The following is a 14,135-nucleotide window of genomic DNA, read 5'->3' as shown; positions in this document are numbered from 1 at the left end:
GCTAGCGGGTTTGCGACCTTTAAAGGGGCCCCGTCGTCGGCCGACGACCGGCCCCTTCTTTTTGCCGTCAGCGCGCGGATGAAGTCGGCTGTTTCTCACGCATAGGCCTTGCTCCATGCCTGGAAGTCGCGTCCGGAGATCGGCTTGCTGATGCAATAGCCCTGGGCTTCCTCGCACCCCCAGTCAGACAGCATTTCCATCGTCGCAATCGACTCGACCCCTTCAGCGACCACTTCGATGCCCAGGCTGTGGGCAAGCTTGATGATGGATTCGACGATGGCCGCCGACTCCCTGTCGCTGTCGAGATCCGTCACGAACGACTGGTCGATCTTGATGTAGTCGACCGGGAGTTTCCTGAGGTAGGAGAGGGATGAGTAGCCGGTTCCAAAGTCGTCGATGAACAGTTTGAAGCCTGCTTCACGCAGTTGCTTGAGCACACGCTGGGCGGCCGACAGGTCTTCCATGATGCAGCTTTCGGTCAGCTCGAACTGAATCCAGTCCGGGGAGCCACCCCAGGTCTCCAGGGCGCTCGAGATCTGCTCGAACAGCTGCGGGTCCCGAATGTCATGGGGCGACAGATTGATGGCGATCGGTACAGCCTGGCCCGAACCATGCCACGCATGGCTTTCGCGAACGGCTGCCGCCAGTACCCAATAGGTCAGCCGCGTGATCAGGCCTGTGCTCTCGGCGAAACCAATGAACTGGCCCGGGCTCATCAGGCCTCGTTCAGGATGCTTCCAGCGTATCAGCGCTTCCACACCGCTCACGCGTCTGGAGTGCACCCGCAGCTTGGGTTGGAACAGCAGGAGCAACTCGTCCCTGTCGATGGCTCGGCGCAGGTCGGTCATCAGGATCAGCCGCTGGGCGTTGTCGCTATCGAGCGAGCCCGCGTAGACCGCCAGTTTTTCTGCACTGCGACTGGCGCCATAACGGGCCACATTCGCCCGGCGCAACAACGCATCGGGGTCGCTGCCATGTCCAGGGAACAGGGTGATTCCGGTGCTGCAGTCAGCCGATACCAGCAGCGTGTCCAGTTCGAAGGGTGTACTCAGTGCCTGCATGACCTTGCGAGCGGTGTGCACGGCATGACTGGCATCCATGTCTGGAAGCAGGACCGAGAACGACGAATCGGCAATGCGGGCGACCGTCTTGCCGGTGTCCACCGTATCCCGCAGCTTTATCGCGACTTCCTGCAATAGCCGGTCCCCTTCGTGGTAACCCAGGGTTTCATTGATTTCCCGGACGTTGTCGACTTCGACGTGCAGCAGGGCGAAGGGCGTGTGGGCGTCTCCCGACGTGGCAATGGCCGTACTCAGGGCGCTCCTCATGGAAAGCCGATTGGGCAGGCCGGTCAGTTCATCGAAATAGGCCATGCGCCGGATGCACTCCTCGGCCTGCTTGCGCTCGGTGATGTCGGTGAAGAAGCCTTCCAGCGCAATGATCTGCCCTTCGGCAGAGTAGACGGCGCAGGCCTTGTCCCAGACCCAGCGGATCTCGCCCGTTGCGGTGCGGATACGGTAGGTAGACTGGAACGGCGTCCCGGTCCGTAAGGCCCTGGAGAGCTTGCGCTGGAGATCGGGAAGGTCTTCCGGGTAAACGATGTCCAGGATCTTCACCCTGCCGTTGATGAGATCGGAGGCGGCATATCCGGTGAGCTGAAGACAGCCCTCGCTGACGAATTCGGGTTGCCAGGAAGGATCGTTGCGGCAGCGGTAGGCCACCCCCGGCAGATTACTCACCAGCGTCTGCAGGGTGCGCTGGCTTTCCCGCAGATCCTCGAGGGCACTGGACTCCCGGCTGGCGGCAGCATCCAGCAGACCGCGCACGCGGTTGCGCTGGCGGAGCAGGGTCGTGATCTGGTCAGCCAGAAGCCGCAGGGCCTCCATCCCTGAAGCATCGAGGTGTCGGGTTTGGGTATCAGCGACCGAGAGGACGCCGACCATGCTCTGCTCCGGCACCTCGATCGGGATGCCCGCGAAACACCTGACGCGGGGCGTACCTTCCACCAGGCGACAGTGGCGCAACCGCTCACTGGCACGGGCATCGGGCACATGGAGCAGTTGCCCGGCTTCCGCCACGGCGGCACTCAGCGACAGAGGCCGTGGTATCTCGCCACATTCCAGTCCGTACCGGGCCACGAACCATTCCCGCTCGGCATCGACGAAGCCGAGCAGGGCGATTGGTGCCTGGCAGGCGATCGCTGCCAGCCTGAGGTAGCCGTCGAGTTCCGGATCGGGCAAGGGATCATGGATTGCGCGTGGCTGACGAACGGTCATTTCGCGACTCCTCCCTCCGGGCTGGCGCGGGTTCGAAGCGAGATCGCCTGACGTACTGCCGAAGGACACCTTGCCCGTGGAGGGAAGGTAGGTTGGGTCCAGCAATCAGTGTAGTAGTGCCGGAGCCGATCCCGGAATCGGTGCGCGCAGCGCGCTCTCCGGCGCGGCGACGTAAAGCAGGGGCGCGCCCGGCGCCTGTCTATGACCCGGGCGCGGGGGAGTGGCTGCTTACCAGCAAGGCCAGCGCTTGGCAGGCTGTCTCGGTTTCCGCCTTCAGGCGCTCGAGGTCGCCGTGGGCGGTCCAGGCCACCAGCAGGCCGTCGAACAGCAGGATGAGCGTGCGGCTGGTGGCCTTGAGCGCCGCCGGGTCGAGGCGGTTACCGATGGTGCGCCCAAGGGCCTGTTCAGTTGCCTCGACGCCTACCGAATAGATCTTGGTCGCCATCTCCGGCTGGTTGCGAATGGTCCAGAAGAAGAGCTCGGATTGCGCCCGGGCCAGGTCCGGATTGGTTGAGAACCAGTTGACCACTTGACGCAGCATTTCGGCCGCCGTCTCTGACGGGGTGAGGCCTGCCGGTACCTGGTCGAGGGACTGCTGGGGCAAGGTGAAGAGCGATTCGTAGACGGCGTAGAAGAGCTCGTCCTTGGTGCGAAACACGTAGTGAAGCGAGGCGAGGGGACAATCTGCGGCGGCGGCGATGCGCCGTGTGGTGGCATTGGCCACGCCATGTTCGGCAATCACCTTGACCGTCGCCTTCACGAAATCCTGTCTGCGCAGATCAGCGCCCACTCTGGCCATAAAAACTCTCCGTTCCTGTCGCTATGCCGCTTTTTGTCCTGGCTGGGGTTCAGCGCCGGCGGATGCTACCCGATGCCCCGTCGGGGCGTCATGGTGCGATATGTATCCGCAAATGGCGCCTTTTCACGGCGGGACCATCCGCCCAGGACCCCATTAGCACCGGTGTTCCCACAGTTGGAAGAAATAAAGTAACAATCGTTTCGTAAATTCCCATATTGGTGCGGATGGTAGGAGCAGAATGGTGCGTCGGTGGGTGTTCAGGTATCACGTATCAATTGTTATGAAAATACTAAGTGATTGATAGTAAAGGATAAAAAGTAATATTTAAGGGTTGGCATATGGTTTGCTGTTGATCGAATGACTTGGTCAAATGACCAAGTCGAATGATCAGAAGTCTGGCACAGCCCGATGCTCCCTTCCAGGAAGCCCGGGTGGCCGGTCAAAGCCCCATGAGGACCTTCCAATGAAAGACGTGATTGAGCGCTCGGATATCGGCAATTCCGCCGCTGGTGGAGTCAGGCAACTGATGGTGGCGCTGGCGGTATCGGCTGCAATCTGTTCGGCTCAGGCTGCGGAGAGAGACGCTTCCCGGCTGGGCACCACACTGACGCCGTTGGGAGGGGAGGTCGCTGCCAGCGCCGATGGGACGATCCCGGCCTGGGCACCGCCCGGTCCGCAGGACAACGGCTGGAGCTACGGCCAGGTGCGTGGCCAGCACTGGAAGTTCAAGGACGACAAGCCGCTGTACAGCATCGATGCGAACAACGTCGCGCAGTACGCGAGCAAGCTGTCCCCCGGCCAGCTGGAACTGTTCAAGAAGATCCCGGGCTATCGCATGGATGTCTATCCGACCCGTCGTAGCTGTGCTGCGCCGGACTTCGTGGCCGAGAACACCAAGAAGAACGTCGGCTTCGCCAGCCTCGATGGCGATGGCCTGGCCCTGCAGGAGGCCCATGTTCCCGGGGTGCCGTTCCCCATGCCGACTACCGGCGCCGAGGTGATGTGGAACATGAAGATGCGCTACCGCGGTGTGGGCTTCGACATGTCCAAGACGGTATCCGGGCTTTCGCCGCGCAAGGGCGGCGGGGACTGGCTGCGGACTTCCACCGACTGGTTTATTTACACGCCCTGGGGCGAGAAGGGCAGCGCGCTGTTCTCTTCCTTCGATCGCCTGGAAAGCTCGACCTACTTCGCCTACCAGGAGCCCGCCGCCCTGGCTGGTCAGTCCGGCGTCATCACCACCAAGGCCGGCGAACAGGCGACCACCTTCTACTACTTCCCCGGCCAGCGTCGCGTGCGGCGGATGCCGTCCTACTCCTACGATGCCCCGCAGATCGGCCTCGACAACCAGTACACCATCGACGAATCGAACGTGTTCTTCGGGCCCATGGACCGCTTCGACTGGAAACTGGTGGGCAAGCAGGAGCTGCTGGTTCCCTACAACGCCTTCGGCGCCTACGACGCTTCCGCCAAGATCGAGGACGTGGCCAAGCCGGATTCCATGGCACCGGAATATCGCCGTTACGAGTTGCACCGTGTCTGGGTCGTCGAGGCCAACGTTCGCCAGGGCATGCGTCACCAGGCACCGAAGCGCCTGTTCTACATCGATGAGGACAGCTGGAACGGCCTGATGGCGGTGGACTACGACAAGCAGGGTCAGATCTGGAAGGTCCGCGAGGGCTACACCATCCCCGTGTACGAGACCGGCACCTGCGATATGGAGGCCCAGGCACAGTACAACCTGGTGGACGGTCGCTACCTCTACGACATGACCTCCGTCGGTGTGGGCAAGAACGATCACCGTTGGCTCACCGAGAATGCCGGCAATCCCCGCCTGAAGCGTGACTTCTACACCTCCGACAACCTGCGTGCCATCAGCGAACGCTGAACCTCCGCTACTCGAGAGCCAACATGAAAACAACAATCACAAAAGCTTCAGGCCTTGCTATTGCGTGCGTGACCCCCCTGGCGATGGGGTTCACCTTCGAAACCGAAAACATCCGCGGTTCGTTCGACTCCACCATCGCCGTGGGCATGGGACTGCGCACCGAGTCGCGTGCCTGCAACCTGATCAACGCCGGCGCCACCGGGCACAACGTGCCCAGTGGCTGTCTGGCGCAAACCTCAGGCATTGGTGACCAGGGCGACTTGAACTACGACAGGGGAGACCTTTTCACCAATTACATCAAGGGCACTCACGAGCTGTTGCTGAAGCTGCCCGAGGACTTCACCTTCATGGCCCGTGGCAACTGGATTCGCGACTTCGCCGCGACCGAGACCACCGGCACGCTGTCGTTCAACACGCCACCGGGCGTTGGCAGCGACGGGCTGACCGATGATGCCCACGACGACCTCGAATTCAAGGCGCGCCTGCTCGACCTGTGGGTGAGCAAGGGCTTCGATGTCGGCGACCAGCGGGTCCGCGCACGGCTCGGCAACCAGGTCATCAACTGGGGCGAGAGCCTGTTCGTGCTGGGCGGCATCAATAACACCAATGCCTACGACATCCAGGCCCTCTCGCGCCCCGGCGTCCAGCTCAAGGAAGCCGTGCTGCCGGCGCCGATGCTCAGCGTGGCGTCGGGCCTGGGTTCCGGCCTGAACGTCGAAGCTTACTACCAGTGGGGCTGGAACAAGAGCGAGCTGCCGCCGGTGGGCAGCTACTGGTCGTTCACCCACGCGCTGGGCGAGGGCATGGAGGCCTACGGGTTCAACGACAAGGACGCCCGCGACAGCGGCCAGTGGGGTGTCTCGCTGCGCTGGCAACCGGAGGACAGCGACATCAACTACGGCCTCTACGTGATGCGTTATCACGACAAGCTGCCGTCGCTGACCCTGCAACTGCTCGATCCCAACACCTTCGCCCTGGCGCAGGAGTGGGTCTATCCGGAAGACCGCATGCTCTACGGCGTCAGCGCCAACATGCCGATCGGCGACTGGGCCGTCGGCACCGAGCTGTCCTACCGGCCTGAAGATGCGGTCCCCCTCAACCCCGTGATCGATCTCTGTGCGAACAACGGTGGCAAATGCTGGAAGGACGAGAAGAAATTCCAGTGGCACCTGACCGGCCTCTACAGCCTGACGCCGTCCAATTCGCCTGATCTGCTCGACTTCACCGGCGCCAGCACGGGTACCTTGCTGAGTGAGCTGGTGGTGATCCATTACCCGGGCCTGCATGACGAATTCAACGGTGAGCCGATCGCGGCGGGCGGGAACACCTGGCAGTTGGACCCGGCCACCCCGCCGACCGCCCACGGCGACAAGACCTCCTCGGGCATCAATCTCGATTTCAGCCTCACCTACGACGGCACGCTGCTTCCGGGCTGGCAGGTCACGCCGGGAATCTTCTATTCGCGCTCCCTGGGCGGAAGGACGCCGAACCTGTCCGCCACCTTCACCGAGGACGCCAGCAGCATGAACCTGTACCTCAACTTCGTGCGTAACCCCGCGAGTTGGCAGGTCAACTTCAACTACGCGAAGTTCATGGGCGGCGACACGCCCTACGACCAGCTGCTGCGTGACCGTGACTACGTTGGCGTCGTGATTTCGCGCACTCTGTGAGGCCTGTCGTGAACAGTTCTGTAAAGCTGTCGGAAACCCCGGTGCGTGGCGTCCTGCCACGCATCGAGGAACTGTTGTTCGGGCATCGCCGGCTGGTGCTGGCGGTCCTTGCGCTCTTCACCCTGGCCATGGCCTGGTTCGCCGTCCAACTGCACATGGATGCCGGCTTCGAGAAGCAGTTGCCCATCGGCCACGAGTATGTGGAAACCTTCGAGCAGTACCGCAACGACCTCCTCGGGGCGAATCGCCTGACCATCGTGGTCAAGGCCCGCCAGGGCAACATCTGGACCGAGGCGGGGCTCAAGCGTCTGTACGACGTCACGCAGGCGGTCATCTTCCTGCCCAGCATCTCGCGCAGCAGCGTGCGTTCCCTGTGGACGCCCAACGCCTTCGTCAACGAGATCACCGAGGAAGGCTTCCGCGCCGATCCGCTGGTGCCGGGCACGGTGACGCCCGAACGCCTGGATGACGGCATCATCGCGCGCATCGCCGACTCCACCGCCCAGGGCGGTTTCATCGGTACCCTGGTGTCCCGCGACCAGAGCAGCGCGATGATCACCGCCGAGCTCAACGAGTACGACGCCAAGGGCGAGCGCCTGGACTACGTGGCCTACAACAGGGTGCTGGAAAAGCAGATTCGCCAGCAGTTCGAGGACGCCGGGTTCGAAATCCAGATCATCGGTTTCGCCAAGCAGATCGGCGATATCGCCGATGGCGCCTCGGCGGTGCTGGAGTTCTGCCTGCTGGCCTTGCTGCTGACGGCGGCGGCGGTCTACTGGTACTGCCACTCGCTGCGCTTCACCCTGCTGGCCCTGGGTTGTTCACTGAGTTCGCTGGTCTGGCAGTTCGGCAGTTTGCGCCTGCTGGGTTACGGCCTCGATCCCCTCGCCGTGCTGGTGCCCTTCCTGGTGTTCGCCATCGGCGTATCCCACGGCGTGCAGCAGATCAACTTCATCGTCCGCGAAATCGCCATCGGCAAGAGCGTCGAGGCGGCGGCACGCTCAAGTTTCATCGGCCTGCTGATTCCCGGCACCCTGGCGTTGGTGACGGCCTTCGTTTCCTTCGTGACCCTGGTGCTGATCCCCATTCCCATGGTGCGCGAACTGGCCATCACTGCGTCCCTCGGCGTGGCCTACAAGATCATCACCAACCTGGTGATGCTGCCGCTGGTGGCCTCGATGCTGAAGGTCGACGGCCGCTACGCCGCCGCCGAGGAGAAGTCCCGTGAGCGCCGCACCCGCTGGCTGCACGGCCTGGCCTGTCTTGCCGAGTGGCGCAATGCCCGCTTGGTACTGATTGCGGCCGGGCTGGTGTTCGCCGCGGCGGTCTGGCAAAGCCATGACCGGGTCGTCGGCACGCTGCAGGCAGGGGCGCCGGAGTTGCGCGAGGATTCGCGCTTCAATCGTGATGCGGTGGCCATCGCCGGCAACTACGACATCGGCCTGGACTGGCTCAGCGTGGTCTTCGACGTCCGGCCAGAGGCGGCGGGCGAGGGGGCTGCAGCGGCCTGTGAGGACATCGCCCTGGGGCAGTACCAGGATCGCTTCGTCTGGGCGATGGAGAGTGTGCCCGGCGTGCTGTCGGTCGCTTCTTTCTCCACCGCGATGCGCCAGTTCAACGAGGGCTACAACGAGGGCAACCCGAAGATGAGCGCGGTGCCCATCGATCCGATGAACTACTCCTCGCTGGCGGCCGAAGTGGCGCGCATCCCGGGGCTGATGCGCGGCGATTGCAGCATGACCGCCGTGCACCTGTACCTGGCGGACCACAAGGCCACCACCATCAACCGGGTGATCGAGGCCGCCAAGGCGTTCCGCAGCGAGTACCCCATGCCGGGTATCGCCGTGCGGCTGGCCTCGGGCAACGCCGGGGTTATCGCGGCCATCAACGAGGAAGTGGAGAAGAGCGAAACACCGATGCTGCTCTACGTCTATGCCGCCATCGCGCTGCTGGTGTTCGTCGTCTATCGCGACCTGCGGGCGGTACTGGTGTGCTGCCTGCCGCTGACCATCGGTACCTTCATCGGCTACTGGTTCATGAAGGAGCTGCAGATCGGCCTGACCATCGCGACCTTGCCGGTGATGGTCCTGGCCGTGGGGATTGGCGTCGATTACGCCTTCTACATCTACAACCGCATCCAGCTGCACCAGGCCCACGGCCAGCCCATCGTCAAGGCGGTGGAGCATTCGCTGCTGGAAGTGGGCGTGGCGACCATCTTCACCGCCATCACCCTGGCAGTCGGCGTGGCCACCTGGGCCTTCTCCGACCTCAAGTTCCAGGCCGACATGGGCAAGCTGCTGGCCTTCATGTTCATGGTCAACATGGTCATGGCCATGACGGTGCTGCCGGCCTTCGCCGTGTGGCTGGAGCGCGCGTTCCCGCGCAAGCGCCCGGTGCGCATGATCGGCGCGCTGGCGCACTGAGGAGAGAAGCATGGGATACCTGAACACACTCCTGGGCGCCGCGCTGGCCGCCCTGATGCCCCTGGCTTCCGTACAGGCCGCCGCGTTGCAGCCGGTAGCGGCGCCCTCCGCGAGCAACGCCGCCCAGGCCATGCTGCTGGACGCCAGCCGGGCGATGGACCGGGTGGTGGCCGTCGGTGACCACGGCATGGTCCTGCTGTCGGACGACCAGGGGCGGAGCTTCCGCCAGGCGCGCTCCATGCCGCTGTCCACACCACTCACCGGGGTGAGCTTCGCCGACGCCAGCCATGGCTGGGCGGTCGGCCAGTGGGGCGCGATCCTGGCCACGGGCGATGGCGGCGAAACCTGGGACATCCAACGCCTGTCCAGCGAGGAAGACCGGCCGCTGTTCGCCGTGCATTTCTTCGATGCGCGGCGTGGCGTCGCGGTGGGGCTCTGGTCCCTGGTGCTGACCACCGAGGACGGTGGCAAGACCTGGAATGAGCGGACCTTGCAGGCCCCGCCAGGGTACAGCCGGGCCGACCTCAATCTGATGGGCCTGTTTGCCGATGGTCACGGCAGCGTTTATGCGACCGCCGAGCGGGGCCAGCTGCTGCGCTCCGATGATCGTGGCAAGACCTGGCGTTACCTGGCCACCGGCTACGAGGGCACGCTGTGGAGCGGGGCGGTGCTGGCCGACGGCAGCCTGCTGGTGGGCGGCCAACGCGGCACCCTGCTGCACGGCTCGGCAGACGGCACGACGTGGCAGCGTGTCGCCCTTGAGAGCAAGAGCTCGATCACGTCGATCGCCGTGTCGGGCCAGCAGGTGGTCGCGGTCGGACTGGATGGCCTGATGGTGAGCAGCCGGGACGGCGGCCGCACGTTCGAGGAGCAGCGCACCGCCGAAGGTGTTTCGCTTACGGCTGCGCTGTTCGTTGACCAGGATGCTCCGCTGCTGTTTTCCCGGCGGGGCGTGGTCCCGCTGCTGGCGCCATGACGCCTCGGCGGGAGGACTGACGGATCGGCGTCGCTCCGCCCGCTGGCACAGCGTTGTTGCTGCGACTTTTTAAGGGGTCAACCGACCCCTTCTTTTTTCTCCGTGAATCAGCGGACCAGGCCGTATTCAGAACGTGCGGATTAATTACATAACAGATGTTGCGTAAAATAGAGTGCGGCAGTAGAGTTCGACAAAACAACAAAAGAATCCCAGGAGGTTGTCCATGAATGGCTCCAAGAGACGCGACCGCTCCAGTGGCGGCTGTGCGGGGACCGCCCAGTGCGGCGAGTTGATGGCCCAGTTGCGTGGCACAACCGCCACCGGCCGGATTCCGGGTTGAGAGGAGAGACGTCCATGTCTGCGACTAATCTCAGCGAAACAATCAAGGGCACCCCTGGAGCGGCTCGGTTTCGCCTCCTCGGTGGGTGGGTGGAGCGTCCGGACGATCTGCAGCCGGAGCTGGAGGGTGATGTCAGCGCCGACGTGATCGTGATCGGTGCCGGCTTCGCCGGTCTGTCCACCGCACTGGAACTCAGATCCTTGGGGGCGGAAGTCATCGTCCTCGAACAGGAGTTCGCCGGCTTTGGTGCCAGTGGCCGCAATGCGGGCTATCTCGCCGGCAGCATGGGCGTCGAGTTCGAGTTCTTCCTCAAGCGCATAGGTCTCGAGCAGGCGAAGAAGATCGTCTCCTTCTACGACCAGGGCGTTGCCTATGTCGAAAGAAGGCTCCGCGAACTCGCCATCGACTGTGACTACAATCCGAGCGGGATCATCCGTGCGGCGGTGCATCCCTCCCAGGAGAAGAAGCTGCGGCACGACATGGAGCTGGGCGCGAAGCTGGGCTCCATCACGCGCTTCCTGGATTCCGCAGAGTTGCGGGCGCGGGGCATTCCGCCGGCCTTCCTGTTTGGCTGCCTGCAGCATGGCGGCACGCTGGACCCCGGCAAGTACGTGATGGGGTTGCGGCGCGCGGCACTCCAGGCCGGTGTGAGGCTGTACGAGCAGACCGCCCTGCAGTCCTACAGCGAAGGCCCGACCATCACCTGCAAGACCGCGCGGGGCACGGCCAGCGCGCCGTTCATGGTGCTCGCCACCAATGCCTATACGCCGCAGCTCGGCCTGCTGCGGGACAAGGTGGCGCCGTTGCGGGTCTCCGCGATCGAAACCGAACCGCTGTCCAGGGCGCAACTGGCCTCCCTCGGCTGGTCGAGCCGAGAGGGCATCGTGACGCCGCACTGGACCATGGAAAGCCACCGCCTGACGGCGCGCGACACGCTCCTGGTCACGACCAAGCAGCTTGGCTATGCCTATGGCTCGCGCACGCCGAACCAGCCGGACACGGCGGCCTATGGCGCATTGGTGCAGGCCCTGAACGACCGTTTCCCAACCTTGCGGGGCATTGCCATCCGCGCGTGCTGGAGCGGCTACATCAGCCTGGCCTACGACGCCTTGCCGGTGGTGGGGGCAACCGGGGCCCAGCAGAACATCCTCTATACCGCCGGCTGCTCGGGGCACGGGGTCGGCACTCAGTCCCTCGTCGGCCACCTGTTGGCCGAGCGGATCGGCGGCATCGAACACCCGCTGCTGGCGGCGTTGCGCCACAAGACGCCTTCCACGCTCCCCGAGCCGCTGCAGTGGTGCGCCATCAAGGCTGCGCTGATGGGGGCGAACGGTTTGGACCGTTATGTGAACCGCAAGGTGCGTAGCGCCGCCATTGACTGACCGCTAACGCCGATGGTCACCGCCGTGGCCATGGCCTCGGCTTCGACCCTCTGTTTCCAATCCCTGGAGATCCTATGAATACCTGCTCGAACGAGGCCGTACGCGTAACGGCCTGGGCCGCGATCCTCGGCGGCATCTTCGCCTACCTGAACGTGGGCTTCATGCTCATGGTGACCCACGGCGACATGGCGGTGACGCTGCAAGGGGCGTCGATGCTGACCTTGCCTGCCGAGGCGAGGGAATACTTTCGACTGTCGATGTTCGCCGACGTCCTGGGCTTCTACCTGCCGTTGCTGGCGATCGGTGGCTACCTCTGGAGCCGCTTTCGCAAAGAAGCGGGCGCCCTGGGTGATATGGCCGCGCTGGCCATCACCACCTATGTCGTGCTGGGGGTGGTCGGTGCGGGGCTGCAATTGTCCGTGCTGAATCCGCTCGCGGCACTCCACGCGGTAGGCGGGGAGGCCGCGAAGGCCGCCGCCGAGACCGCCTGGACGACCATCGCGGTCGGCAGTCAGCGCGGCCTGTGGTGGTGCGAAGGCCCCGTTGTCCTGTTCTGGGGCCTGGTGGTTGGTGGCCACCTGAAGAACGCGGGCTGGGGGGCGTCGATCCTGTTGCCGCTGAAGCTCGTCGGCTGGTGCTTCGGGCTCTACTTCATCGCTGGGTTGTTCCAGGAGCTGGAGGCGTTCACTGCCGCCCTGCTGGTTGTCGTCGTGCTGATCTTCCCCCTGTGGATGGTCATGTTCGGCGTGCAATTGCGGCGCAGGTTGGCCCTCAGCCCGCTCGGCGCCTGAGCCAGCCCGCTTGCTGTTTTCCCGATGCCGCACTGCCGTCCACCGGTGAGTGACGAATACAAACAACAATTGCGTGAGGCTCCCTGTATGGCTGACAAGCCCACCTCAACTTCAACGTTCGAACTGAATCGGCGGCTACTGCTGAAGCTTGCCGGCGCCTCGGCGGCCGTGGGCGGCCTCGGCCTGCGCGTGGGACTGGCGAGCGCCAGCGAAAGCCCGGAAACCGCTCGTGGTCAGGAGGATGGCATCCTCGACCTCGCCATCATTGGCGCGGGGATCGCCGGGCTGACCGCGGCTCGCGACTTGCAACAGGCGGGCTGCGAATCCTTCGTGGTGCTGGAGGCGCGGGACCGGGTCGGGGGCAGGGTGCTCAATCACGACCTGGGTTCGGGCTACATCTCCGAAGTGGGCGGCCAGTGGATCGGGCCCGGCCAGACGGCCGTGGCGGATCTCGCCCGCGAGCTGGAGGTGGGGACCTTCCCGACCTACTGCGAGGGCAAGACCGTGATCCTGGGTGGCGAGAGAGGGCGCCTGGCGATCGACCTGAAGGGCACCTTCGGCACCGATGAGACTGTCGCCGCCAAGCTCAGCGAGCTGTCCCGCGACGTGCCCTCCGGCGCGCCCTGGAAATCCCCGAGGGCCGCCGAACTGGACAAGCTCTCGGCAGGCGACTGGCTGGCGCAGCAGAACATCAAGCCCGAGGACCGTTCGGGCTGGGATACCAGCTTCACGCTCACCTGCGGCGTGCCGCCGGCCAAGATGGGGTTTCTGCATTTCCTGTCGATGGTCAATTCGGCGAGCTGCGACTACATGAAGCTCGACTCGATCAAGGACAGTGCCCAGGGCACCCGCCTGGTCGGTGGTTCGCAGATCCTGTGCACCAAGATGGCAGCGCAGCTCGGCGACAAGGTGCGCCTGTCGTGCCCGGTCCGCGAGATTTCCGGCTGGGACCGCAAAGTCGTCACGCTGCACACAGACGAGGGTGAAATCCGCGCTCGCCGCGTGATCGTGGCCATCCACCCGGCCCTGTGCAACCAGGTCCGTTTCGATCCGCCGCTGCCCGAGGGCCGCGCGGCCCTGCAGCGCGCCTGGCCGGCCCACAGTCCGGCCCGCAAGACCGCGATGGTCTACAAGCGGCCGTTCTGGCGCGAGCACGGCTTGAACGGACACACCATCCAGGTCAAGGGGCCCGTGCTCTGGGCTTGGGACAACTCGCCGCCGGGTGGGGAAATCGGCGTCATCAACGCCTTCATCGTCAACGCCCAGGTGCCCTCCGACCACCAGGCCGCGCAGCGTGTCCTGACGGAAATCTACGCGCGATCCCTGGGCGAGGAGGCATTGAGCCCCATTGCCTATTACGACCACGACTGGGGGCAGGCCGATCCCTGGAGCATCACCTGCGTCTCCGCGATTCCGCCGGGTTTCTGGACCACCCATGGCGAGTCCCTGCGACCGCCCTGCGGCAACCTCTTCTGGTCGGGTACGGAGACCGCCGAGATCTGGGCGGGCTATATGGACGGCGCCGTGCGCTCGGGTCACCAGAGCGCCCTGCATGCGCTCAGTTCCTTGCGTCGGGCATAGGGGGCGGCA

General features: G+C 64.4%; 9 protein-coding genes. 7 read left to right on the top strand and 2 right to left on the bottom strand.

The genetic code is table 11. The annotated features are described in order from the left end of the window. Positions 1-95: 95 nt before the first annotated feature. Positions 96-2,276 carry a putative bifunctional diguanylate cyclase/phosphodiesterase gene (locus tag ACFW0H_RS13215; protein ID WP_422914360.1) on the bottom strand — a complete coding sequence of 727 codons (2,181 nt, stop codon included), beginning with the start codon at positions 2,274-2,276 and terminating at the stop codon, positions 96-98. Positions 2,277-2,475: 199 nt separating this feature from the next. Further along, entirely contained in the window at positions 2,476-3,075 is a 600-nt protein-coding gene (locus ACFW0H_RS13210; RefSeq protein ID WP_422914359.1) for a TetR/AcrR family transcriptional regulator, read from the bottom strand. 463 nt (positions 3,076-3,538) lie between these two features. On the opposite strand from ACFW0H_RS13210, the gene ACFW0H_RS13205 reads away from it, so the two are divergent. From ACFW0H_RS13205 to ACFW0H_RS13175, 7 genes are all read left to right on the top strand, one after another. Beyond that, on the top strand, positions 3,539-4,963 hold the full coding sequence (locus ACFW0H_RS13205; protein WP_422914358.1) for a DUF1329 domain-containing protein: 1,425 nt from the start codon (positions 3,539-3,541) through the stop codon (positions 4,961-4,963). 23 nt (positions 4,964-4,986) lie between these two features. Further along, positions 4,987-6,633 carry a DUF1302 domain-containing protein gene (locus ACFW0H_RS13200; RefSeq protein ID WP_422914357.1) on the top strand — a complete coding sequence of 549 codons (1,647 nt, stop codon included), beginning with the start codon at positions 4,987-4,989 and terminating at the stop codon, positions 6,631-6,633. 8 nt (positions 6,634-6,641) lie between these two features. Next, on the top strand, positions 6,642-9,056 hold the full coding sequence (locus ACFW0H_RS13195; protein ID WP_422914356.1) for an efflux RND transporter permease subunit: 2,415 nt from the start codon (positions 6,642-6,644) through the stop codon (positions 9,054-9,056). A gap of 10 nt (positions 9,057-9,066) precedes the next feature. Beyond that, positions 9,067-10,032, top strand: coding sequence for a WD40/YVTN/BNR-like repeat-containing protein (locus tag ACFW0H_RS13190; RefSeq protein WP_422914355.1), 966 nt, complete (start codon positions 9,067-9,069; stop codon positions 10,030-10,032). A gap of 354 nt (positions 10,033-10,386) precedes the next feature. Continuing rightward, positions 10,387-11,754 carry an NAD(P)/FAD-dependent oxidoreductase gene (locus ACFW0H_RS13185; RefSeq protein ID WP_422914354.1) on the top strand — a complete coding sequence of 456 codons (1,368 nt, stop codon included), beginning with the start codon at positions 10,387-10,389 and terminating at the stop codon, positions 11,752-11,754. Between the two features lie 74 nt (positions 11,755-11,828). Beyond that, positions 11,829-12,545, top strand: a complete 717-nt coding sequence (locus ACFW0H_RS13180; protein WP_422914353.1) for a hypothetical protein — start codon at positions 11,829-11,831, stop codon at positions 12,543-12,545. 87 nt (positions 12,546-12,632) lie between these two features. Continuing rightward, positions 12,633-14,126 carry a flavin monoamine oxidase family protein gene (locus ACFW0H_RS13175; RefSeq protein WP_422914352.1) on the top strand — a complete coding sequence of 498 codons (1,494 nt, stop codon included), beginning with the start codon at positions 12,633-12,635 and terminating at the stop codon, positions 14,124-14,126. Positions 14,127-14,135 lie beyond the last annotated feature (9 nt).

It is taken from the genome of Metapseudomonas cellulosilytica (assembly GCF_049334135.1).
GTDB lineage: Bacteria > Pseudomonadota > Gammaproteobacteria > Pseudomonadales > Pseudomonadaceae > Metapseudomonas.
Note: the sequence above shows the minus strand (reverse complement) of the source record. Positions and strands in the feature narration are given on the sequence as shown.